Origin of the sequence: Rhizobium sp. RSm-3 (genome assembly GCF_001854685.1) — a bacterium.
In the GTDB taxonomy this organism is placed as follows: domain Bacteria; phylum Pseudomonadota; class Alphaproteobacteria; order Rhizobiales; family Rhizobiaceae; genus Rhizobium; species Rhizobium ecuadorense.
The window spans coordinates 316,560-338,119 of record NZ_MAWZ01000046.1; the positions used below are offsets into that span (position 1 = coordinate 316,560).

The window sequence follows — 21,560 nt, forward strand, 5'->3', positions numbered from 1 at the left end:
CGGTTCAGTTGACTTAAACCTGTTTTACCGTCATATCAAGATGTATAGAACCAATCGGTTCGATTTCTTTAAAGAAAATACGAAACCGTGAACACGGTTAAAGAGACATGACGCTGAAACCCGACCACGCCGCCGTCTTCAGTCCCCCCGTCGGAGGAGGCCGATTTGCCGCGGGCGAAGATCCGGCCAAGCGCCAGCAGATTCTCGCCGGCGCCAAGCGCGTCTTCATGAAGTTGGGCTTCGACGCCGCCAGTATGAACGACGTGACGCGCGAGGCCGGCGTTTCCAAGGGCACGCTCTACGTCTATTTCACCAATAAGGAAGAATTGTTTTCGGCGATGATCGAGGACGAGCGCGCCGCCTTCGTGGCCGCCGTGCGCACCGCCCTAGCCGAACATGACGATCCTGAAGCCGGCCTGTACGAATTCGGGATAAGCTTCGTCACCCACATGACCGACGAAAAGGTCATCAATGCGATGCGCACCGTTCTCGGCGTGCGCGACCGCATGCCGGTGCTCTGTCAACGCTTCTTCAAGGGCCCGGTAAACCTGCGCACCATCATGCGCGACTTCCTCGAACGGCACGTCGCCGAAGGTACGCTCAAGATCGACGACATCGATCTGGCCGCCGGCCAGTTCCTCGATCTCGCCAGCGGCAGCTTCTTCAAGCTCCGCCTGTTCGGAAGCATGGAAGAGCCCCCGTCCCGCGAGGAAATCGACCGCGTCATCCGCGGCGCGATCCACGTCTTCATGGCCGCCTACGGCGCGCGCCGGCACGGCGCCGGCTGACTGCATCCTTGACGGTCGCTTCCCTTCGGCCGAAACTCCGCAACAACGATCAAACCCGGCTGCCGACTTTTTTCTAAGGAAGAAGCCGCAACCAGGGGAGTAGGAATGAGCGCCATCGCACGGGCGATATGGTTCATAGAGAGCCATTTCGAAAGCGATCTGTCGCTGGAAGAGATATCGGAAGCAGCCGGATTGTCGCGCTACCATCTGTCGCGCGTCTTCGGGCTGGTCACCGGCCACTCGATCAGCGGCTATATCAGAGGGCGGCGCCTCAGCCGCGCCGTGCCCGCGCTTGTCGGCGGTTCATCCACCATTCTCGAGGTTGCGCTTTGTGCGGGCTACGGCTCACACGAAGCCTTCACCCGTGCCTTCCGCGACCAGTTCGGCATGACGCCGGATGCTGTGCGCAAACAGGGGCACGCCCGTAACCTTGCCTTGCTGGAGCCGATCAGAATGGACCCCGCCCACCTCAACGACCTCGAACCGCCCCGCTTCGAAACCCTGCCGCCGATGCTCTTAGCCGGCCTGCAGGAGATCTATCCCTATGGCGGCAATGCCGCCATTCCCTCTCTCTGGCAGAAGTTCAATGCCCATTTCGGCCATATATCAGGCCAGAAAGGCAACGTCGCCTACGGCATCTGCACGCATATCGACGGCGAAGCGGAGAAATTCCGCTATATGGCCGCGGTCGAGATCTCCGACGCCGGTGATCTGCCGGCGGATTTTGCAACGCTCAAGCTTCCAGGGCAGCGCTACGTCGTCTTCACCCATCGCGGCCATGTCTCCGGCATTTCCGTGACCATGAACCGGATTTTCGGCACATGGTGGCCGACCTCCGGCCTGGAACACGGCGCCTTGCCCGACATGTTCGAGCGTTACGACGAACGCTTCGATCCCCATACCGGCATGGGCGTCACCGAAATCTGGTTGCCGATCAAGGAATAAAAGTCACACCAATTTCGTATACCCCCTTGCGGCGCTTGCGTGGCAGGCCGCCGACACTACATTGCGCGCGTCATCCAATCATGTGACGCAAGAGGGATATACGCTGATGCAGGAAATCATGACGCTCATTCAGGATCCGGCCGCCTGGGTGGCGCTCATCACGCTGGTGGTGATGGAAGTCGTTCTCGGGATCGACAACCTGATCTTCATTTCCATTCTCACCAACAAATTGCCGCCCGAGCACCGGGAGAAGGCCCGCAAGATCGGTATCGGTCTGGCGCTGGTCATGCGCCTGGCTCTTCTCGGCACCGTCGCCTGGATCGTGCAGTTGACCGAGCCGCTGTTTGAGGCCTTCGGCCACGGCTTTTCCTGGAAGGACCTGATCCTGATCGCCGGCGGCTTGTTCCTCGTCTGGAAAGCCACCAAGGAAATTCACCACACCGTCGATCCTGTAGACCATCAGGAGGATTTCATCGCGACATCCGTCACGACGGGTTTTGCATCGGCGATCGGCCAGATCCTGCTGCTCGACCTCGTCTTCTCGGTCGACAGCATCATCACCGCCGTCGGCATGACGCCGCATCTGCCGATCATGGTGATTGCCGTCATCGCCGCCGTCACCGTCATGCTGGTTGCCGCCAACCCGCTTGCCAACTTCATCGAGAAGAACCCGACGATCGTCATGCTGGCGCTCGCCTTCCTGCTGATGATCGGCACGACGCTGATCGCCGAAGGCATGGGCTTCCATGTGCCGAAGGGCTACATCTACGCCGCCATGGCCTTCTCGGCAGCGGTCGAAGTGCTGAACATGATCGCGCGCAACGCCCGCAACCGGAAACGCGACGGCGCCCACTGAGACTGAAGCGGGACAGCGCGTCGCAACCGGCGCGCCGTCCCGCTCACCGCCCTCGGGCCTTTGCAGACGTGGTTTTTCTTGACGCGCCCGGTTGAATATGGCCTAAGGCCAGCCGAACGGACGATCGGCGGATAGTGCGGGCGCATGCCCTTTTTCGGCCGGTTTGCCGATGAAGATATCTGCATCCTCCGGCCGAACGTCGCTTTCCCTGGAAAGCCGTCCGGCGTTCATTGACGGGCCATACCAATGACAACTTCCGGCGTCCGCGTCCGCATCGCTCCCTCGCCGACCGGCGAGCCGCATGTCGGCACCGCTTACATCGCTCTCTTCAACTACCTTTTCGCCAAGAAGCACGGCGGCGAGTTCATCCTGCGCATCGAGGATACCGACGCGACGCGCTCGACCCCGGAATTCGAGACCAAGGTGTTGGACGCCCTGAAATGGTGCGGGCTGGAATGGAAGGAAGGCCCCGATATCGGCGGTCCTTACGGCCCCTATCGCCAGTCCGACCGCAAGCCGATGTACCAGCCTTACGCTGAGGAGTTGCTGGACAAGGGCCATGCCTTCCGCTGTTTCTGCACGCCCGCGCGCCTCGAACAGATGCGCGAGGCGCAGCGCGCCGCCGGCAAGCCGCCGAAATATGACGGCCTCTGCCTCAGCCTGACGGCCGAGGAAGTAACCTCGCGTATGGCAGCCGGCGAGACGACCGTCATCCGCATGAAGATCCCGGCTGAGGGCTCCTGCGACTTCACCGACGGCGTCTACGGCGACGTCTCCATCCCCTGGGATTCCGTCGACATGCAGGTGCTGATCAAGGCCGACGGCATGCCGACCTATCACATGGCCAACGTCATCGACGACCATCTGATGAAGATCACCCATGTGGCGCGCGGCGAGGAATGGCTGGCTTCGGTGCCGAAGCACATCCTGCTCTATCGCTATTTCGGCTGGGACCAGCCGGTCTTCATGCATCTGTCGCTGATGCGCAATGCCGATAAGTCGAAGCTGTCGAAGCGCAAGAACCCGACCTCGATCTCCTATTATTCCGCGCTCGGCTATATCCCGGAAGCGCTGATGAACTTCCTCGGCCTGTTCTTCATCCAGATCGCCGAGGGTGAAGAGCTGCTCGATATCGACGCGCTCTCCGAGAAGTTCGACCCCGAGAACCTCTCCAAGGCCGGCGCGATCTTCGATATCCAGAAGCTCGACTGGCTGAACGGCCGCTGGATCCGCGAGAAACTGTCGGAAGAGGAGTTCCAGGCGCGGGTGCTGAGCTGGGCCATGGAAAACGACCGCCTGAAGGCCGGTCTGCGCCTGTCGCAGACGCGCATTTCAAAGCTCGGCGAACTGCCCGATCTCGCCGGCTTCCTGCTGAAGTCCGATCTCGGCCTGCAGCCTTCCGACTTCGCCAAGATCAAGTCGCCGCCGGAGGAGATCCTCGAGATCCTCAACACGGTGCAGCCGGATCTGGAAAAGATCCTGGAATGGAATGTCGAGACGATCGAGGCGGAGCTGCGCGCGATCGCCGACCGCATGGGCAAGAAGCTGAAGGTCGTGGTCTCGCCGCTCTTCGTCGCCGTATCAGGCTCGTCGCGTTCGCTGCCGCTCTTCGATTCCATGGCGATCCTCGGCCGCTCCGTCGTGCGCCAGCGCCTGAAGCTCGCAGCCCAAGCCGTCGCCGCCCTCGTCGGCTCGAAGTAAGAACAGTCAGAGGATTTCGACAGTGGCTGACAACAAGACCGAAAACACACTTTCCTCCGACGCGACTGAGGTGCGCGCCCAGAAGCTGAAGCTGCTGCGCGAGCAGATCGGCGACGTCTACCCGGCGCATTTCCACCGGACGATGACCAATACCGAACTTAGCGCCAGGTACGAATCTCTGGAACCGGACGTCGAGACGCAGGACATCGTCACCGTCGCCGGCCGCGTTTATTCCTCGCGCAACTCCGGCATGTTCATGGACATCCACGACGCCGGCGGCAAGATCCAGATCTTCAGCCATAAGGATACGACGCCGGAAGAGGCCCGCGCCCTGCTGCCGATGATCGACATCGGCGACATCATCGGCATCACCGGCATCGTGCGCCGCACCAAGCGCGGCGAGCTGACGATCAACGCGCAGAAGATCGAGATGCTGACCAAGTCACTGCTGCCGATGCCCGAGAAGTGGCACGGCCTCTCCGACATCGAGCTGCGCTATCGCAAGCGCCATCTCGACATCTTGACCAATGAGGATTCGAAGCTTCGTTTCCAGCAGCGCTCGAAGATCGTTTCCGGCATCCGCCGCTTCATGGAAAATGACGGCTTCATGGAAGTCGAGACGCCGATGCTGCAATCGATCTATGGCGGCGCCACCGCCGAGCCGTTCAAGACGCATCACAATACGCTGAAGCTCGACATGTATCTGCGCATCGCGCCGGAACTGTTCCTGAAGCGCACGCTGGTCTCCGGCCTCACCGACAAGGTCTTCGAGATCAACCGGAACTTCCGCAACGAAGGCGTCTCCACCCGGCACAATCCCGAATTTACGATGATGGAGTGTTATTGGGCCTATGCCGATTACGAGGACATGATGGATCTCGTCGAGCGGCTGTTCGAGACCCTGGCGCTCTCCATTCATGGCACCACCGAATTCGATTTCGGCGACAAGCGCCTGTCCTTCAAGGGGCCGTTCAAGCGCGTGCCGATGCCCGATGCCGTCAAGGAAGTGACCGGCATCGACTTCCTCGCCATCAAGACCGACGAGGAAGCACGCACTGCTGCCAAGGCTGCCGGCTTCGCGGTCGAGAAGGACTGGACCTGGGGCGAATGCCTTGCCTTCATCTTCGAGGAGAAGGTCGAATCGACGCTGATCCAGCCATCTCACGTCACGCATTTTCCGAAGGACATCTCGCCCTTCGCCAAGGAAGTGCCGGGCGAACCGCGGCTCGTCGAGCGTTTCGAGACCTATTGCAACGCCTGGGAACTCGGCAACGCCTTCTCGGAGCTCAACGATCCCGAAGAGCAGCGTCGCCGCATGGTCGAGCAGCTCGAACAGGCGCATGCCCGCGGCGAAAAGGAAAAGCAGCTGGACGAGGAATTCCTCGACGCGATCGACCAGGGCATGCCGCCCGCCGGCGGCCTCGGCATCGGCGTCGACCGCCTCATCATGCTGCTGACCAACGCCCCGTCGATCCGCGACGTCATCCTCTTCCCGGCCCGCCGCAACAAGGCCGATTGACGGGAATAAAACGTCACCAACATAAGCGGAATGCCGGCCGGTCCTGCCCCAGATGTGGAATACTTTCTGCAGCAAATAGCTGTCGCGAGACTCCAACTGAGTTTCGCGACAAGCCATCCTCGGGGGACGGTGGCACCGGCCTACAGTGGCTTTCGGAAGAAGACGACGCGCTGTGTCTCCTCAAATCCTAAAGCGGCATGGAGCGCATGGCTGGCTGAATTCTCAAGCCGCGCGTCAGAGCCAAACTCAACACAGCCAAGCGACTTCCCCCAATCGGCAACGGCATTGCAAAGCAATCGTGCGATACCCTTTCGCCTGTCAGCGGGCCGAACATAAATACCTTCGAGGAATAGAACGGGCGAGCTGCTGCATCCATTCACATAATCATGTCGCAAAGTGGCCTCAGCAAACCCGACAGCTTCATTCGCAGCATTTCGGGCGATGAACGCGATGGCTTCTCCACTTTGTGAAAGAAACGCCCGGCCCAACTCAGCGCGATGATATTCAAGCGAGCGATGCGGCCACAGCTCAACGCGAAGCTGCGCCCATGGCTCAACATCTTTTATGGTCGCAATCTCAATAATCGATTCCATATTGCGGTCCCCCTCTTGTCGCAAAAAGCTCAATTGAAGCGACAGTTTTGCGGCAGGTGAGTGCGCAAAATTCTTCAGCAAGTAAACCGCCCCAAACACCTATGCGACAAGGGGATTGGGCACCAGTATCTGCTTGGATGCCACATTTCGGTTAGGGGCTGGGCCGGCCGGCGCTCCGTTTTGTATGCCGTTTGTTCAGTGGGTCTTTGGCGCTTCCGCCGGCGGCTCTTCGGCCGGTGCCTCGGCCACCGCATCGGCGCCGGCGCCCTCGGCGGCAGGCGCCGCTTCGCTTTCGGGCTCGGCAGCCGGCGCTGCGCCATGGGTGCCGCCTGCGGACTTCTTTTCCTTGCCCTTTGCCGCGTTGGTCGTCGAGCCGACCGCGACCGGATCGACGCAATCCTCGGGATCCTTGAAACCGGCGCTGATCATGGCGATCTCATCCACCGGCAGATCGATCCGCTCGCCGAAGAACAGCCCGTTTTCGCTGGCCCTGCCGTCATAGTAGCGCGCCGTATAGGACTTGTCGTCGAGGCCGGGAACGGTTTTGTCGGGATGCGGGATATAGACGACATCGGCGCCGATCGCCCGGCCGCGAATGTCGGCGCGCAATGTCGGGCCGTTCTCGTCGAGCACCACCACCTGGACCAGATCCGGCTTCTGCGCCGCATAAACGGCCTGGGCGACACGAAGCGCGGTCCTGACGCGCGTCATCCCGTCGGTCGGTTCGGTCTTGATGTATTTGCGCACCCAGATGTGGTTCTGCTTGCGGATCGTCACCAGATTGACGTCGCTGCATTCGAGCCCGGAGCCACCACCAGCGGCACTCATCAGCCTGTCCTTGCCGACATAAACGGCCGCGCCGCCGGAAACGCCCGCCAGAAGAGCGACTCCACCGATGATGATTGCCAATTTCCGGGAAGGCCGGAACATGCGCAGTAAGGCCTTCACGCCAACTGCTCCGCCATCTGAAACTCCAACGCAGGACAAGTGCTGATAATGTTAGGGAAATGACGTTTCCGAAAGTTTAAGTGGGCGCGCGAAGCCCGCGCCATTTTGAGAAAAGACCAAAAAAGGTCCGCATTTTCCAGCCGCTTGCCATGGCCTGTTGCGCCATGCTCTAAACGCTGATGGCCTTCACGCTTCGCCAGGTTCAATATTTTGTCGCCGTCGCCGAACAGGGGTCGGTAACGCGCGCCGCACAGAACCTGTCGATCTCCCAATCCTCGGTGACGGAGGCGCTGAAAGAGCTTGAAACCGACCTCGGCGTTGCGCTCTTCGAGCGCCATCCGCGCGGCCTGACCATCACCCATAACGGCCACCAGTTCCTGCGTCACGCGACGAAGATCCTGGCCTCCGTCTCCGATGCGCGCACCAGCTTCTCCGGCCAGCAAAGCGCGCTTTCCGGCACGCTGAACATCGGCGTCACCTCGCTCGTCGCCGGCTACGTGCTCTCCGACCTCCTGGCGCGATACCGGCGCGCCTGCCCGGGCATCGAGGTCAGCGCCATTGAGGACAATGGCGGTTATCTCGAACATCTCCTGGTCGGCGGCGAACTCGACGTCGCCGTCATGGTGATCTCGAACCTGCGCGACCGCATGGCGCTGCAAGCCGAGATCCTCGAAACCTCACCCTATCGCCTCTGGCTGCCGATGGGCCATCCGCTGGTGTCGGCCGACATCATCTCGGTCGCCGACATCGCCCGCGAACCGCTGATCATGCTGACGGTCGACGAAATCGAGGAGAATACCGGCAAACTGCTCTCGGCCCTCGGCGCCCGCCCGCATGTCGCCTTCCGCACCCGCTCGGTGGAAGCGGTGCGCAGCCTGGTGGCCACAGGCGCCGGCGTGGCGCTGCTGCCCGATCTCGTCTACCGCCCGTGGTCGCTCGAAGGCGACCGGATCGAAAGCCGCGACGTCTCCGGATCGTTGCCGGTCGTCCAGGTCGGCATGGTCTGGCGCAAGGGCTCCAGCCTGCCGCAGGCGGCCCGCGATTTCGTCGGTATCGCCGAAAGCCTGCGCTCCGGCCGCGTCAGATGATATCGGAATTTCCGATAACGCCTTTCTGATAAATGAATTTGCGAAAGCGACCTTTTCGGATCACCTTTTCCTTCGGGAACAAACCGCCACGGAAAGTGGCATCAGACCGGGAGACGGATGATGACGCATCTCTTGAAATCCTGCACGGCAGCGCTCGCCTGCCTGAGCTTCGCGACGCAGGTGATTGCCGCCGAACCGCTGAAGGCGCTCGGCAAGGGCGAAGGAGCGGTCAGCATCGTCGCCTGGGCCGGCTATATCGAACGCGGCGAAACCGACAAGAACTACGACTGGGTCACCGATTTCGAAAAGGAGACCGGCTGCAAGGTTTCCGTCAAGACCGCCGCCACCTCGGATGAAATGGTCTCGCTGATGAACGAGGGCGGCTTCGATCTCGTCACGGCGTCGGGCGACGCCTCGCTCCGACTCATCGCCGGCAAGCGTGTCCAGCCGATCAACACCGATCTGATCCCGAGCTTCAAGACCGTCGACGAACGCCTGCAGAAAGGCCCATGGTATACGGTCGGCGACGTGCACTACGGCGTGCCCTATCTCTGGGGCCCGAATGTGCTGATGTACAATACCGACGCCTTCAAGGACAAGGCGCCGACCAGCTGGAAGGTCGTCTTCGAGGAGGAGACCCTGCCGGACGGCAAGTCGAACAAGGGCCGCGTCCAGGCCTATGACGGCGCGATCTATATCGCCGACGCCGCCCTGTATCTAATGGCCCACAAGCCGGATCTCGGCATCAAGGACCCCTACGAACTGACCGAGGACCAGTACAAGGCCGCCCTCGACCTGTTGCGCGGCCAGCGCAAGCTCGTCTCCCGCTACTGGCACGACGCGATGATCCAGATCGACGACTTCAAGAACGAAGGCGTCGTGGCCTCCGGCTCCTGGCCGTTCCAGGTCAACCTGCTGCAGGCCGACAAGCAGAAGATCGCCTCCACCTTCCCGGAGGAAGGCGTCACCGGCTGGGCCGACACCACCATGCTGCACGCCGACAGCGAACATCCGAGCTGCGCCTATATGTGGATGGAACATTCGCTGCAGGCCAAGGTCCAGGGCGACGCCGCCGCCTGGTTCGGCGCCGTGCCCTCCGTTCCCGCCGCCTGCAAGGGCAACGAACTGATGGGCGATGCCGGCTGCGCCACCAACGGCTTCGATCACTTCGACAAGATCAAGTTCTGGAAGACCCCAGTCGCCAAATGCACGACGCAGAGCGAATGCGTGCCCTATCATCGCTGGGTGTCGGATTATATCGGCGTGATCGGCGGGCGGTGAGCCGACTCGCTTCGTAGGGTAAAAATCCCCTCCCCAACCCCTCCCCACAAGGGGGAGGGGCTATAGGTGGCACCGCCTCACTCCTCACTGAACGCCGAATTCTTCGCGAGGGTGCGGCAGGGTAAGCCCCTCCCCCTTGTGGAGAGGGGTTTGGGGCGGGGTCTTTTTTAAGACCGCACTGAAGCCCTCTCAGAACATGAAAGACCCGGAGCTCCAATGACGTCAGCCGTCCGTTTCCAGCAGGTATCGCGCCATTTCGGCCAGGTTCGCGCCGTCGACGGCGTCGACCTCGAGATCGCGCCTGGCGAATTCTTCGCCATGCTCGGTCCGTCCGGCTCCGGCAAGACGACGTGCCTGAGGCTGATCGCCGGCTTCGAGCAGCCGAGCGCCGGCCATATCCAGATCTTCGGCGAGACGGCAGACGGCGTTCCGCCTTATCGGCGCAACGTCAACACCGTGTTCCAGGACTACGCGCTCTTCCCGCATTTGAACATCCTCGACAATGTCGCCTACGGGCTGATGGTCAAGGGCGTCGGCAAGGCGGAGCGGATGAAGGCTGCGGGCGATGCGCTCGAACTCGTCAAGCTGCCGGGTTACGGCGCCCGCCGTCCCGGTCAGTTGTCCGGCGGCCAGCGGCAGCGCGTGGCGCTCGCCCGCGCCCTCGTCAACAAGCCGAAGGTATTGCTGCTCGACGAGCCGCTCGGCGCCCTCGACCTGAAGCTGCGCGAGCAGATGCAGGAGGAATTGAAGAGCCTGCAGCGCGCGCTCGGCATCACCTTCGTCTTCGTCACCCACGATCAGGGCGAGGCGTTGTCGATGGCCGATCGTGTTGCCGTCTTCAACAATGGCAACATCGTCCAGGAGGGCACGCCGCAGGATATTTACCGCCGCCCGAAGACCCGTTTCGTCGCCGATTTCGTCGGCTCCTCGAATGTGATCGCGCCTGAACTGATGGCCGCGCTCGGCGGCGAGAAACGCTGGGCGAGCCTGCGCCCCGAAGCGATCCGCCTGGCAGGCGACGGCGTCGAAGCAACAATCGAAAATGCAAGCTTCCTCGGTGCTGCCACCCGTCTCAGCGTCGATCTCCGGGGCAGCCGGCTGCATGTCATGCTGCCGGCGGGCGCGCCGGTGCCTGACCTCGGTGCCGGTATCCGCCTCGCCTGGCAGCCGGCTGATATCCACTACATGGACGATGCGGCATGACGACGCTCACCCTGTCCAGCGGCAAGACATCGATCCGTCCGGGGCGCGGCGGGTTCTTCGGCCGGCTGTCGGATACGTTCTGGCGGCACCCGAAGCTCTTGCTCTTTCTGATGCTGACGCCGCCGCTGCTCTGGCTCGGCATCATCTATATCGGCTCGCTGATCGCCCTCTTGCTGCAGAGCTTCTTCTCGATCGACGATTTTTCCGGCCTGGTGAATTACGAATTCACCCTTGCAACCTACGACCAGCTGCTGAGCCCGACGAATTTCGACATCATCATCCGCACCGTCGTCATGGCCGCGCTGGTCACGGTGGCTTCCGCGCTGATCGCCTTTCCGATCGCCTATTACGCGGCGCGTTATGCGCAGGGCAAATGGAAGGCGCTCTTCTACCTCGGCGTCATGCTGCCGCTCTGGTCGAGCTATCTCGTCAAGATCTACGCCTGGAAGCTGATCCTCGCCAAGGAAGGCATTCTCACCTGGATTTTCGAAAAGCTCCATCTCGCCTGGCTGCTCGACGGCATCCTCAATCTGCCCGTCGTCGGCGGCAATTCGCTGTCGGTGAGCTATCTCGGCACCTTCATCGTCTTCGTCTATATCTGGCTGCCCTATATGATCCTGCCGACCCAGGCGGCCCTCGAGCGGGTGCCCGGCAATTTGATCGAGGCCTCGGCCGATCTCGGCGCGACGCCGCGCCAGACCTTCCGCAGCGTGCTGTTGCCTTTGGCGCTGCCCGGCATCGTCGCCGGTTCGATCTTCACCTTCTCGCTGACCTTGGGCGATTACATCATCCCGCAGATCATCGGTTCGTCGAGGCTCTTCATCGGCCAGGCCGTCTATGCCCAGCAGGGAACCGCCGGCAACGTGCCGCTCGCCGCCGCCTTCTCCGTCGTGCCGATCGTCATCATGGCGCTTTATCTGTCGCTCGCCAAAAAGCTGGGGGCCTTCGATGCGCTCTGACCTCAAGAGATCGCCGCTGCCCTTGAAGATCGCCGCCGCCGGCGGGTTGCTCTTCCTGCACCTGCCGATCCTGCTGATCTTCGTCTATGCCTTCACGACGGAGGAAAAGAGCTATCAATGGCCGCCGCCGGGCCTGACGCTGCAATGGTTCACCGTCGCCTGGAACCGGCCGGATGTCTGGTCGGCGCTCGGTCTTTCCGTCCAGGTCGCCGTCATTGCCACGGCGATCGCGCTCGTCCTCGGCACACTCTGCGCGGCGGCCGTCAGCCAGACGAAGTTCTTCGGCCGCGAGGCGATCTCGCTGCTGGTCATCCTGCCGATCGCGCTTCCCGGCATCATCACCGGCATTGCGCTGCGCTCCGCCTTCAGTCTGTTCGACGTCCCGTTCTCAGTCTGGACCATCGTGCTCGGCCACGCCACCTTCTGCGTAGTCGTCGTCTACAACAATGCGGTCGCCCGCTTCCGCCGCACCTCCGGCTCGCTGATCGAGGCGTCGATGGACCTCGGCGCCGATGGCTTCCAGACCTTCCGCCATATCATCCTGCCGAACATCGGCACCGCCCTTCTCGCCGGCGGCATGCTGGCTTTCGCGCTTTCCTTTGACGAGGTCATCGTCACCACCTTCACCGGCGGTCAGCAATCAACCTTGCCGATCTGGATGCTCGAAGAACTCATCCGCCCGCGCCAGCGCCCTGTGACCAATGTGGTCGCCATGGTCGTGGTGCTCGTCACCTTCCTGCCGATCCTGGCAGCCTATTACCTCACCCGCGACGGCGACCAGATCGCCGGCGGCGGCAAATAACAGGGAGAACATCATGGATACCCAGATGCTGATCGGTTCGCGCTTCGAAAAAGGCACGGAGACGGAAGAGCACATCCTGAACCCGAAGACCGGCGAGACGGTGATAGACCTTCCCGAAGCCTCGCTGTCCCAGGTCGACGCCGCCGTGGATGCCGCCGAAAAAGCTTTCAAGAACTGGTCGCAGACGACGCCGGGCGAGCGCTCCGGTTACCTGCTGAAGATCGCTGACGCCATCGAAAAGGATGCCGCCGGCTTCGCCACGCTCGAGGCTTTGAATTGCGGCAAGCCGATCAATGCAGTGCTGAACGACGAAATCCCGGCGATTGTCGATTGTTATCGCTTCTTCGCGGGCGCCGTGCGCAACCTGCACGCACCGGCCGCCGGCGAATATCTGCCCGGCCACACCTCGATGATCCGCCGCGATCCGATCGGCATCGTCGGCTCGATTGCGCCGTGGAACTATCCGCTGATGATGATGGCCTGGAAGCTGGCGCCGGCGATCGCCGGCGGCAATACCGTCGTCTTCAAGCCCTCGGAGCAGACGCCGCTGACGTCGCTGAAGATGGCGAGGCTGCTCTCCGAAATCCTGCCCGAAGGCGTCGTCAACGTCATTCTCGGCCGCGGCGAAAGCGTCGGCAACGCGCTGATCAACCATGCCAAGATCGGTATGGTCTCGATCACCGGCGATATCGCCACCGGCAAGAAGGTGCTGCAGGCCGCCGCGAAGACGGTCAAGCGCACCCACCTGGAACTCGGCGGCAAGGCCCCGGTCATCGTCTTCGACGACGCCGATATCGATGCCGTCGTGTCGGGCATCCGCACTTTCGGCTATTACAATGCCGGCCAGGACTGCACCGCCGCCTGCCGCATCTATGCAGACGCCAGGGTCTACGACAATTTCGTCGCCGATCTCTCCTCGGCCGTGGCAAGCATCCGCTTCAACCAGGCCGACGACACAGAAAACGAGATCGGCCCGCTGATCTCCAGGCGCCAGCGCGACCGCGTCGAAAGCTTCGTCGCCCGCGCTTCCGAACACAAGCACATGGAAATCACCACCGGCGGCAAGGTCGCCGGCGAAAAGGGCTTCTTCTTCACGCCGACCGTGATTGCTGGCGCCCTGCAGGACGACGAGATCGTCCGCCGCGAGGTCTTCGGCCCGGTCGTCTCGGTCACCCGCTTTTCCCAAGCTGACGATGCCATTGCCTGGGCAAATGACAGCGATTACGGCCTGGCCTCTTCGGTCTGGACCAAGGATATCGGCCGCGGCATGAAGACGGCCGCCCAGCTGCAATATGGCTGCACCTGGATCAACACGCATTTCATGCTGGCCAACGAAATGCCGCATGGCGGTGTCAAACAATCGGGCTACGGCAAGGACATGTCGGTCTATGCGCTCGAAGATTACACCGCCGTGCGCCACGTGATGATCAATCACGGCTGAGCGGCGAGAAAGACCGAATCCGGAGCGGTTCAGGCCAAGTTTCAGCGCCTTCATATTCGCTTGGGCGGCGGCGGTGGCGATCTCATCGCATGCGATCGGGAACAATTTCGCGGCTGCCGCGTCTTCCAGCAAACGCAAAGGATGATGCCATGCTGAAATGGGCTCTGATATTTTTCGTGATTTCAATCATCGCCGGCTTCTTCGGCTTTTCCGGCGTCTCTGCAGCCACTGCGACCATCGCCCGCGTTCTCTTCGGCATTGCGCTGGTGATCTTCCTGATCTTCCTCGTCCTTGCGCTGATGGCAGGACAAGCGATCTTGTGAGCAGCTGCTTCTGCCAGAGGGTGAGATCGGCGGGAGCGCTAGCCGCGATGGTTCCGCAATCGGCCGGACATCCTCGCTTTTTCAGGAGAGCACCGCCCGCAGCCAGGGATGCAATCTGTTTGTTCGCTCTCGCAGCAGCTTGTCGATCGACATCGATCCGGCGCCGGACGCCGCCAGCACGAACATGCCGCCGGCAATCGCCAGGTCCTTCTCGAAATGCAGCAGCTCGTTCTGGCTCGCAAGATTCGTGTGAAAGAGCAAGGCGGTCGCCAGACAGAAGAAGGCCAGCGCCACGGCACCAAGCCGACAGAGAAAGCCTGCCGCAATGGAAAGGCCGGCGCCAATCTGAAGGGCAATGGTGGCAAAGGCAACCGGCGCCGAAAGCCCCAGTTCTGCGAAAGTGTCGATGGTCGCGGTGATATTCATCGCAAGCGACCAACCCTCATGCAGGAAGATCAGCGACAGCAGAAGCCTGCCCAGGAGAAGAATGACATCGGCCGGCCCGGGCCGGCTTGAGGCGCTTTCCATCATACCCTCCTGCTCTCAGCTATTCGACCTTGCCACCTTCGCATGTGATGGCTCTCTGGCTCGGATCCTCACGGCTGCGGCGATAGGGCGCATTATAGCAGGCTCGCCCCGACATTGATCGCCAGCGCCAGGATCGTCGTGTTGAACAGGAACGACAGCACGGCATGCAGCAGTGTCAGCTTGCGCATGCTGGTCGAACTGACCGCGACATCCGCCGTCTGCGCGGCAACACCGATGGTGAAGGAGAAATAGAGGAAATCCCAGTAGCCGGGCTCTTCGATTCCGTCAGGAAACTTGAGGCCACCCTCCTCGTCCGCACCGCCATAGAAATAATGCGCGTAGTGGATGGTGAAGAGCGTGTGCAGAAAGACCCAGGAAATCAGGATCGTCAGCACAGCGGCCCCTGCGCGCGCCAGCGCGACGTCAGGTGTTGCTTCCTTGATCGAATGAAGCTCGAGGCCGATGCCGGCGATGCTGGCAAGTGCTGCACCGATCGAGAGCGCCAAAAGGACGGTGTCGGAGAAATCGAGATCCGCGGAGCGTTTCCGGATGCTTTCGACCGTCGCCCGCAGCATCTTGCGCCAGCTGAGCGCGACAAAAACGCCGGCGCTGACATTCCAGCCGAACAGTATGTTGCCGGCGCTGACGTCGCGCGAGGTCACAGCCAAGAAGACCACCAGCCCGGCAAGGACTGATATGACGAAGCTCGCATGCTTATAGGCAAATGCCGCAAGCGAATTTGCCCGTTCCTCATCCGCCATACCAGTCTCCGACAGCATATGTCGTTGATAACAGCACGAAAAAGGCGCGCCTGCCAGCGGCAGCCGCGCCTCCGATTGCATGCCGTGCTCTATTAAGCGGCGGCGAGCTGCAGTTCCTTCTGCACCATGGTACGCAACGTTCCCAGATCCTTGGCGAAAGCGCGAATGCCTTCGGCGAGTTTTTCCGTCGCCATCGCGTCTTCGTTCATCATCCAGCGGAAGGTCTTCTCGTCGACAGAAACCTTCGGATCCGGCTTGCGGCTTTCCGGCGAGAGCTTGCGCTCCAGCTTGCCTTCATCCTTGGCGAGCTCGTCGAGCAGGTTCGGGCTGATGGTCAGGCGGTCGCAGCCGGCAAGGGCTTCGATTTCGCCGGCGCTGCGGAAGGAGGCGCCCATGACGATCGTCTTGATATCGTTCGCCTTGTAGTAGTTGTAGATTTCACGGACGGAGATAACGCCCGGATCTTCCTCGGCTGTGTAGTCCTTGCCTGTCGATTTCTTGTACCAGTCGAGGATACGGCCGACGAAGGGCGAAATCAGAAACACCTTGGCGTCGGCGCAGGCGATCGCCTGCGCCTTGCTGAAGAGAAGCGTCAGGTTGCAGTCGATGCCTTCCTTCTGCAGCACTTCGGCGGCGCGGATGCCTTCCCAGGTAGAAGCGAGCTTGATGAGGATGCGGTCCTGATCGATGCCGCGATCCTTGTAGGCGGCGATGATCGCCCGCGCCTTGGCAAGCGAAGCCTCGGTATCGAAGGACAGATCGGCGTCGACCTCGGTCGAGACGCGGCCCGGAACGAGCTTCACCAGCGCGGCGCCGACGGAGATGGCGAGGCGGTCGGCGACGGCCGAAGACACGGCTTCGGAATTGCCGCCCTGCTTCTTGCCCCAGGCGACGGCTTCCTTGATAGCGTCGGCGAACATCGGCGTGCCGAGCGCCTTCAGCACGATGCTCGGGTTCGTCGTGCAATCCACAGGCTTCAGGCGGGCGACGGCCTCGATGTCGCCGGTGTCGGCGACGACGGTGGTAATCTCGCGGAGTTGGTCAAGCTTGGATGTCATGGTCAATAATCCTTGTTGAACTTGGGCTGCGACCGGCGCGAGTTCCGCCCGGCAAAAGGTGATCTACCGACAGGCTATCTGCATGCTGCAGGCGAAAAGGCGCGCACCCGTCACGGATGATTCATAAACGTGAAGGACAGTGGCCGTGTTCCCGCGGGCAAACCGCACGCCGAACACCGGCGATGCCGCCTGCGGCTGGAAGGCCGGTCGTGACTTTCGGCATGCCCGCACTATGTCCTCCTCGGACGGACAGAACGATTTCGTGTCGCCAGGACTATCGCCGTTCGCCTGAGGGAAAGTCAAGGACATTTGTGCATTTCAATTGACATAAGTGTCACACCCGTCATTATCCCCCAACAAACGCGCCGTGACAGCCGTTCATCCCCAGCGGGATTTAGGGCGGAACTTCGGCTGGAGGAGATGTGGTCAAACTCAAACGCGGCACGCATACCGCCTATTCCGAAGCATCCTCGCTGCGGCTGAGGGCAGCATGGCTCTATTACAATGAGGGCTTGACCCAGAAGGACGTCGCCGAACAGCTCGGCATCAGCCGCACCACCGTCATCCGCCTGCTCGACGAAGCGATGAAGCGCAGCGAAGTGCAGATCTGGATCAACGATTCGATCGGCGACTGCGTCGAGCTTTCGGTGAGGCTGGAGCGCGCCTATGGCCTCGACGAAGCGATCGTCGTCCCCGCGCCGGTCAATGGCGACGTCAATGCGCTGGCAAAGAATGTCGGCTTGGCGCTCGGCCAGTTCCTATCCGAAGCCATCCCCGACGACTATACGATCGGAGTCGGCTGGGGCCGGACCATGACCGCCTCGCTGTCGAGCTTCCGGCCGCCGCGGCGCGCCAATTGCAAGGTCGTCTCGCTGCTCGGCGGCATCGTCGCCGTGCATCAGACGAACCCGATCGATTACACCTGGCGGCTGGCCAATCAGCTCGGCGCCGAATGTTATATGTTCCTGGCGCCGCTTCTCGTCGATTCCATCGAGACCAAGCGCAATCTGATCGAGAAATGCGGGCTGGACACGATCTACCGTCTGGCCGAGAGCCTCGATCTGGCGATCGTCAGCTGCGGCGATATCGGCCCGCATTCGACCTCGCTGTCGGAGGGCTGGATCTCGAAGGCGGAGCTGCAGGAACTGATCGATGCCGGCTGCGTCTGCGACACCATGTTCAACTTCCTCGACAAGGATGGCAATTCGGTCGACCACTCGATCAATCAGCGCGTCATGTCCGTCGATCTCGACACGCTGAAGGAGGCCAAGCACATCGTGCTCTCCTCCGGCGGCGCCCACCGCGCCGTCGCCATCCGCGCCACAATCAAGCGCATCGGCTGCAACACGCTGATCACCGACGAGGGCGCGGCCCGAGAACTCTTGCGACTGGCGGAATAAAATTATGCTTTCACTCGATAGCCGGCGTTGGAGCGAGTTACGACATTGCTATGGTCCAGCAGCAAATACGCCTGAGCTTCTTAAGGCCCTGGAACGATCTGCAGGGCCAAGGGCGGCGCGTGATGCGGAACCCTGGGTTAGTCTATGGTCAAGCCTCTGCCATCAGGGCGATATCTACACGGCTTCATATGCCGCTGTTCCTCATATCGTCAGGATCGCGCTTACCACGGCCACCCCGATCGACTTCTCATTTTATCAATTGCCGGCGTGCATCGAAGTGTCTCGAAAGGCCGGGCAGGGACCAGAAATACCACCTGATCTGCACGAAGCCTACCAGCAAGCGATTACATCCCTGACCGAATGCGTCAGCTTACATCGTCACGAAGCATGGAACCGATCGACATTCCTATCGGCAAGCGCCGCCCAGGCAGTCGCCAAAGGGCATATTGATATCGCCGAGGCCTTGTTGAATCTGGACGACGATATCATCGCCCGGATCAACAATTTCGATTTCGACTAACGCCGCAGGTCCCTCAGGCGTGCGCCGATTCCCAGCCGAGCATCGCCCGCTTGCGGGTGAGCCCCCAATGGTAGCCGGTCAGCGCGCCGTTCTTGCCGACCGCCCGGTGGCATGGCACCACGAAGGAGATCGGGTTGGCCCCGACCGCCGCACCCACGGCGCGCTGCGCCGTCGGCCGGCCGATATCCTTGGCGATATCGGAATAGGTGACGGCCTTGCCGAAGGGGATTTTCATCAGGCTTTGCCAGACGCTCACCTGGAAATCCGTGCCGATCAGCACGACCCGCAAAGGCTGTTCCGAAGACCATTTGCCGGGCTCGAAGATGCGGGCGGCGTAGGGAACCGTCGCCTGCAGGTCTTCGACATATTGGGCGTTCGGCCAGCGGCAGGTCATATCCTCGAGGCAGGCCTTCTCGTCGCCGGAATCGCTGAAGGCAAGGCCGGCAAGGCCGCGGTCGGTCACCATGATCAGCGCGATGCCGAAGGGGCAGATGTGGAAGCCGTAACGGATGGTGAGACCACCGCCCTTCGCCTTCCATTCGCCTGGTGACATCGCCTCATGGGTGACGAAGAGATCGTGCAGCCGGCTCGGCCCGGAAAGGCCGACCTCGATCGAGGTCTCCAGCAGCGGCATGTCTTCCTGGCGCAGCAGCCGCTTGGCGTGGTCGAGCGTCACCGCCTGCAGGAAGCCCTTGGGCGACAGGCCGGCCCAGCGGGTGAAGGTCTTCTGCAGCTGGGTCGGCGACTGGTTGAGCCGCGCCGCGATCGCCTCCAGCGAAGGCTGGTCGCGGTAATCCTCGGTGATGAGTTCGATCACCCGGCGGACAATGTCATAATCAGGGCCGTCAGGCGTGATGTCTGTTTGCAGGTTCGCAATCATATTCATCGTCTTTCTCCTTGTCACAAGGAGATAATCAATAGGGTGTTCGCAAACCACCCGTTTCTTGCGCACCCGCCAGATAAGCTCAGATACGCTGCTTGACCGTGGCGAGCGCGCCCTTGAAGGCTTTGGCGAAGCTTTCACGATCGTCGGGATTGAGGAAGGAGCCGATATCGGTGCGCCGGCCCTCTCCGAAGATCTGCATGGAAAGGATGCCGATCTCGTGATGCCGGCGAATAAGAAAGCGCGCCCAGAACGGATTGAAGTGATGCTCCACCATCCGTCCCGATGGCGCGAACTTGCGCACCGAAACGTCGGTGCGCGACACCGTCACCTCCTCACGCGCCCTTCCGGAGCGGTAACTCAGCCAGAAGGCGCCGTAGAGAAGCAGGAAATCCAGCCCGAAGAAGAAGCCGATCGGCCAGGCGCCGGTGGCGATGAAGAACATGCCGTAGAAGAAGCAGACGGAACCGGACAGGATCAGCAGCACCTTGAAGCCCCGGCGGCCGAGCGACCGGTGGGGAAAGAGCTCGGCGGCGAAAACAGGCTGCTCGTTGGAGCTGTCGGCGTTGCTTTCCATCATGGCTGCTGAGTATAGAGTTTCCATGGCAAATCCGAAACTTAAATCCGTGACCGGACCGTCGCAAAATTCGAGTGTGATCGCCCGCCGCAAGCCGGCGGCTGCGGCGGTGAAGACCGCCTATTCGCCGGCCGAGCGCGAGGAGATCTTCCGCCGCTTCTCGGTGCAGCGGCCGGAACCGAGGGGCGAGCTCGAACACACCAACCCCTTTACGCTCGTCGTCGCGGTCGCGCTGTCGGCGCAGGCGACCGATGTCGGCGTCAACAAGGCGACCCGCGCCCTCTTCAAGGTTGCCGATACGCCGGAAAAGATGCTCGATCTCGGCGAGGAGCGGCTGCGCGATTACATCAGGACGATCGGCCTCTATCGCAACAAGGCGAAAAACGTCATCGCCCTCTCGCAGATGCTGGTCGATGATTTCGCCGGCAAGGTGCCGGAAACGCGCGACGAACTGGTGAAATTGCCGGGCGTCGGCCGCAAGACCGCCAATGTCGTACTCTCCATGGCCTTCGGCCAGGCGACGATGGCCGTCGATACCCACATCTTCCGCATCGCCAATCGCATCCGGCTTGCCCCCGGCAAGACGCCCGACGAGGTCGAGGCGCGGCTGATGAAGGTGATCCCGCAACATTACCTCTATCACGCCCATCACTGGCTGATCCTGCACGGCCGCTATACCTGCAAGGCCCGCCGCCCCGAATGCGAGCGTTGCGTCATCGCCGATCTCTGCAAATCGCCGGAAAAGAGTTGGGATGTGCCGGCCCCGCTCGTCGAGCTACCGCCGCAGGTGATCGGCGAGGCCGTCGAGTAAAGCCGCAATCGCCTGCTCGTATTTCCGCCTCTCCCCGCCCGCTTCGATCGCGATCGCCGCACGGTCGAAGGCGGCCGACAGCAGCGATGTCAGCGGGTCGAGCAGGCTTCCTGCCGCGGGCATCAGCGCTGCAAGTCCTCCACGCAAACTCGCCTCCGCATTCTCGGCCTCCAGCGCCGCAGTCGCCGGCAAGCCGAGAACGGCGGGCGCCTCCATCAGCAGCAGCCGTGTTCGCCCGGGCTGCGCCATTGCGGTGAAATAGGCCGAAGCGCCGGCAATCAGCGCATCGCGTGGCCCATCCTCCGGCGCTGAAGACGCCTCGATTGTCCTGGCCACCTCCTGCATTTCGCACGCGATCACCGCGCGGAAGAGCGCCTTCTTGTCTTCGAAATGATGGTAAAGCGCCCCACGCGTCACCCCTGCCGCAGTCACGATCTCCGGTGTCGCCGTTTCGGCATAGCCTTTCTCGACAAAGATGCGCCGTCCGGCGTCGATCAGCGCCTGCCTTGTCTGTTCCGTTCTCTCGCGATTGCTCCGGCTCATGGCATCTATTTACATACAAACTGCATGTATGT

General features: G+C 61.7%; 23 protein-coding genes. 15 read left to right on the forward strand and 8 right to left on the reverse strand.

Annotation, left to right across the window (positions count from 1 at the left end; translation table 11 throughout):
• Window positions 1-107: 107 nt before the first annotated feature.
• The 5 genes from BBJ66_RS26750 (at window position 108) to lysS (ending at window position 5,809) form a co-directional block, all read left to right on the forward strand.
• Window positions 108-788 (forward strand): TetR/AcrR family transcriptional regulator, encoded by a 681-nt coding sequence (locus BBJ66_RS26750; RefSeq protein WP_071091108.1) that lies wholly within the window; start codon window positions 108-110, stop codon window positions 786-788.
• A 105-nt stretch (window positions 789-893) separates the two neighbouring features.
• The gene (locus BBJ66_RS26755) at window positions 894-1,733 is read left to right on the forward strand and encodes an AraC family transcriptional regulator (RefSeq protein WP_049734786.1); all 840 of its coding nucleotides are present in this window, start codon (window positions 894-896) and stop codon (window positions 1,731-1,733) included.
• A gap of 106 nt (window positions 1,734-1,839) precedes the next feature.
• Window positions 1,840-2,589: a TerC family protein gene (locus tag BBJ66_RS26760; RefSeq protein ID WP_049734787.1), complete on the forward strand. Its 750-nt coding sequence runs from the start codon at window positions 1,840-1,842 to the stop codon at window positions 2,587-2,589.
• A 246-nt stretch (window positions 2,590-2,835) separates the two neighbouring features.
• A complete protein-coding gene (gene gltX / locus BBJ66_RS26765; protein ID WP_049734788.1) occupies window positions 2,836-4,290 on the forward strand; it encodes a glutamate--tRNA ligase in 1,455 nt (484 codons plus the stop codon).
• A gap of 22 nt (window positions 4,291-4,312) precedes the next feature.
• Window positions 4,313-5,809, forward strand: coding sequence for a lysine--tRNA ligase (gene lysS, locus BBJ66_RS26770; RefSeq protein ID WP_049734789.1), 1,497 nt, complete (start codon window positions 4,313-4,315; stop codon window positions 5,807-5,809).
• Between the two features lie 140 nt (window positions 5,810-5,949).
• Here the strand turns inward: lysS and aac(6') are convergent, their stop codons facing one another.
• Window positions 5,950-6,393 (reverse strand): aminoglycoside 6'-N-acetyltransferase, encoded by a 444-nt coding sequence (gene aac(6'), locus BBJ66_RS26775; RefSeq protein ID WP_425287903.1) that lies wholly within the window; start codon window positions 6,391-6,393, stop codon window positions 5,950-5,952.
• 204 nt (window positions 6,394-6,597) lie between these two features.
• Window positions 6,598-7,350: a hypothetical protein gene (locus tag BBJ66_RS26780; RefSeq protein ID WP_049734790.1), complete on the reverse strand. Its 753-nt coding sequence runs from the start codon at window positions 7,348-7,350 to the stop codon at window positions 6,598-6,600.
• Between the two features lie 179 nt (window positions 7,351-7,529).
• On the opposite strand from BBJ66_RS26780, the gene BBJ66_RS26785 reads away from it, so the two are divergent.
• From BBJ66_RS26785 to BBJ66_RS26815, 7 genes are all read left to right on the forward strand, one after another.
• Entirely contained in the window at window positions 7,530-8,438 is a 909-nt protein-coding gene (locus BBJ66_RS26785; RefSeq protein ID WP_049734791.1) for a LysR family transcriptional regulator, read from the forward strand.
• A gap of 120 nt (window positions 8,439-8,558) precedes the next feature.
• Complete coding sequence (locus BBJ66_RS26790) at window positions 8,559-9,719, forward strand: ABC transporter substrate-binding protein (protein ID WP_071091252.1); 1,161 nt, start codon at window positions 8,559-8,561, stop codon at window positions 9,717-9,719.
• Window positions 9,720-9,935: 216 nt separating this feature from the next.
• On the forward strand, window positions 9,936-10,922 hold the full coding sequence (locus BBJ66_RS26795; RefSeq protein WP_049734792.1) for an ABC transporter ATP-binding protein: 987 nt from the start codon (window positions 9,936-9,938) through the stop codon (window positions 10,920-10,922).
• Entirely contained in the window at window positions 10,919-11,881 is a 963-nt protein-coding gene (locus BBJ66_RS26800) for an ABC transporter permease (RefSeq protein WP_071091111.1), read from the forward strand. Before BBJ66_RS26795 ends, BBJ66_RS26800 begins: the two co-directional genes overlap by 4 nt.
• The gene (locus BBJ66_RS26805) at window positions 11,871-12,683 is read left to right on the forward strand and encodes an ABC transporter permease (protein WP_071091114.1); all 813 of its coding nucleotides are present in this window, start codon (window positions 11,871-11,873) and stop codon (window positions 12,681-12,683) included. The genes BBJ66_RS26800 and BBJ66_RS26805 overlap by 11 nt, the downstream gene beginning before the upstream one ends.
• Before the next feature lie 13 nt (window positions 12,684-12,696).
• Window positions 12,697-14,124, forward strand: a complete 1,428-nt coding sequence (locus BBJ66_RS26810; RefSeq protein WP_049734795.1) for a gamma-aminobutyraldehyde dehydrogenase — start codon at window positions 12,697-12,699, stop codon at window positions 14,122-14,124.
• Window positions 14,125-14,273: 149 nt separating this feature from the next.
• Window positions 14,274-14,447: a DUF1328 domain-containing protein gene (locus BBJ66_RS26815; RefSeq protein WP_003552965.1), complete on the forward strand. Its 174-nt coding sequence runs from the start codon at window positions 14,274-14,276 to the stop codon at window positions 14,445-14,447.
• Window positions 14,448-14,528: 81 nt separating this feature from the next.
• Here the strand turns inward: BBJ66_RS26815 and BBJ66_RS26820 are convergent, their stop codons facing one another.
• From BBJ66_RS26820 to tal, 3 genes are all read right to left on the reverse strand, one after another.
• Window positions 14,529-14,978 carry a DoxX family protein gene (locus tag BBJ66_RS26820; protein ID WP_049734796.1) on the reverse strand — a complete coding sequence of 150 codons (450 nt, stop codon included), beginning with the start codon at window positions 14,976-14,978 and terminating at the stop codon, window positions 14,529-14,531.
• 89 nt (window positions 14,979-15,067) lie between these two features.
• Window positions 15,068-15,736 (reverse strand): DUF1345 domain-containing protein, encoded by a 669-nt coding sequence (locus BBJ66_RS26825; RefSeq protein ID WP_071091117.1) that lies wholly within the window; start codon window positions 15,734-15,736, stop codon window positions 15,068-15,070.
• Between the two features lie 92 nt (window positions 15,737-15,828).
• Window positions 15,829-16,794, reverse strand: coding sequence for a transaldolase (tal, locus tag BBJ66_RS26830; protein ID WP_049734798.1), 966 nt, complete (start codon window positions 16,792-16,794; stop codon window positions 15,829-15,831).
• 422 nt (window positions 16,795-17,216) lie between these two features.
• Between tal and BBJ66_RS26835 the strand changes: the two genes are divergently transcribed.
• Together BBJ66_RS26835 and BBJ66_RS26840 are read left to right on the forward strand one after the other, a co-directional pair.
• Window positions 17,217-18,194, forward strand: a complete 978-nt coding sequence (locus BBJ66_RS26835) for a sugar-binding transcriptional regulator (RefSeq protein ID WP_049734799.1) — start codon at window positions 17,217-17,219, stop codon at window positions 18,192-18,194.
• 4 nt (window positions 18,195-18,198) lie between these two features.
• On the forward strand, window positions 18,199-18,714 hold the full coding sequence (locus BBJ66_RS26840) for a hypothetical protein (RefSeq protein ID WP_071091120.1): 516 nt from the start codon (window positions 18,199-18,201) through the stop codon (window positions 18,712-18,714).
• 13 nt (window positions 18,715-18,727) lie between these two features.
• Here the strand turns inward: BBJ66_RS26840 and BBJ66_RS26845 are convergent, their stop codons facing one another.
• Both BBJ66_RS26845 and BBJ66_RS26850 read right to left on the reverse strand, forming a co-directional pair.
• A complete protein-coding gene (locus BBJ66_RS26845; RefSeq protein WP_071091123.1) occupies window positions 18,728-19,600 on the reverse strand; it encodes a methylated-DNA--[protein]-cysteine S-methyltransferase in 873 nt (290 codons plus the stop codon).
• 79 nt (window positions 19,601-19,679) lie between these two features.
• Window positions 19,680-20,177: a DUF2244 domain-containing protein gene (locus BBJ66_RS26850; RefSeq protein ID WP_049734801.1), complete on the reverse strand. Its 498-nt coding sequence runs from the start codon at window positions 20,175-20,177 to the stop codon at window positions 19,680-19,682.
• Between BBJ66_RS26850 and nth the strand changes: the two genes are divergently transcribed.
• Window positions 20,176-20,985 (forward strand): endonuclease III, encoded by an 810-nt coding sequence (gene nth, locus BBJ66_RS26855; RefSeq protein WP_190238038.1) that lies wholly within the window; start codon window positions 20,176-20,178, stop codon window positions 20,983-20,985. The genes BBJ66_RS26850 and nth overlap by 2 nt on opposite strands.
• On the opposite strand, the gene BBJ66_RS26860 is transcribed toward nth, so the two are convergent.
• Window positions 20,950-21,528, reverse strand: coding sequence for a TetR/AcrR family transcriptional regulator (locus BBJ66_RS26860; protein WP_071091130.1), 579 nt, complete (start codon window positions 21,526-21,528; stop codon window positions 20,950-20,952). The two genes, nth and BBJ66_RS26860, sit on opposite strands and share 36 nt — an antisense overlap.
• Window positions 21,529-21,560: the final 32 nt, after the last annotated feature.

Coding starts and splice junctions, on each gene's coding strand:
- BBJ66_RS26810 (WP_049734795.1), top strand. CDS start 12,697: ATGGATACCCAGATGCTGATCGGTTCGCGCTTCGAAAAAGGCACGGAG.
- BBJ66_RS26795 (WP_049734792.1), top strand. CDS start 9,936: ATGACGTCAGCCGTCCGTTTCCAGCAGGTATCGCGCCATTTCGGCCAG.
- gltX (WP_049734788.1), top strand. CDS start 2,836: ATGACAACTTCCGGCGTCCGCGTCCGCATCGCTCCCTCGCCGACCGGC.
- BBJ66_RS26760 (WP_049734787.1), top strand. CDS start 1,840: ATGCAGGAAATCATGACGCTCATTCAGGATCCGGCCGCCTGGGTGGCG.
- BBJ66_RS26840 (WP_071091120.1), top strand. CDS start 18,199: ATGCTTTCACTCGATAGCCGGCGTTGGAGCGAGTTACGACATTGCTAT.
- BBJ66_RS26785 (WP_049734791.1), top strand. CDS start 7,530: ATGGCCTTCACGCTTCGCCAGGTTCAATATTTTGTCGCCGTCGCCGAA.
- BBJ66_RS26755 (WP_049734786.1), top strand. CDS start 894: ATGAGCGCCATCGCACGGGCGATATGGTTCATAGAGAGCCATTTCGAA.
- BBJ66_RS26800 (WP_071091111.1), top strand. CDS start 10,919: ATGACGACGCTCACCCTGTCCAGCGGCAAGACATCGATCCGTCCGGGG.
- nth (WP_190238038.1), top strand. CDS start 20,176: ATGGCTGCTGAGTATAGAGTTTCCATGGCAAATCCGAAACTTAAATCC.
- BBJ66_RS26820 (WP_049734796.1), bottom strand. CDS start 14,978: ATGATGGAAAGCGCCTCAAGCCGGCCCGGGCCGGCCGATGTCATTCTT.
- BBJ66_RS26815 (WP_003552965.1), top strand. CDS start 14,274: ATGCTGAAATGGGCTCTGATATTTTTCGTGATTTCAATCATCGCCGGC.
- BBJ66_RS26845 (WP_071091123.1), bottom strand. CDS start 19,600: ATGAATATGATTGCGAACCTGCAAACAGACATCACGCCTGACGGCCCT.
- BBJ66_RS26805 (WP_071091114.1), top strand. CDS start 11,871: ATGCGCTCTGACCTCAAGAGATCGCCGCTGCCCTTGAAGATCGCCGCC.
- BBJ66_RS26790 (WP_071091252.1), top strand. CDS start 8,559: ATGACGCATCTCTTGAAATCCTGCACGGCAGCGCTCGCCTGCCTGAGC.
- tal (WP_049734798.1), bottom strand. CDS start 16,794: ATGACATCCAAGCTTGACCAACTCCGCGAGATTACCACCGTCGTCGCC.
- BBJ66_RS26850 (WP_049734801.1), bottom strand. CDS start 20,177: ATGATGGAAAGCAACGCCGACAGCTCCAACGAGCAGCCTGTTTTCGCC.
- BBJ66_RS26825 (WP_071091117.1), bottom strand. CDS start 15,736: ATGGCGGATGAGGAACGGGCAAATTCGCTTGCGGCATTTGCCTATAAG.
- BBJ66_RS26750 (WP_071091108.1), top strand. CDS start 108: ATGACGCTGAAACCCGACCACGCCGCCGTCTTCAGTCCCCCCGTCGGA.
- BBJ66_RS26860 (WP_071091130.1), bottom strand. CDS start 21,528: ATGAGCCGGAGCAATCGCGAGAGAACGGAACAGACAAGGCAGGCGCTG.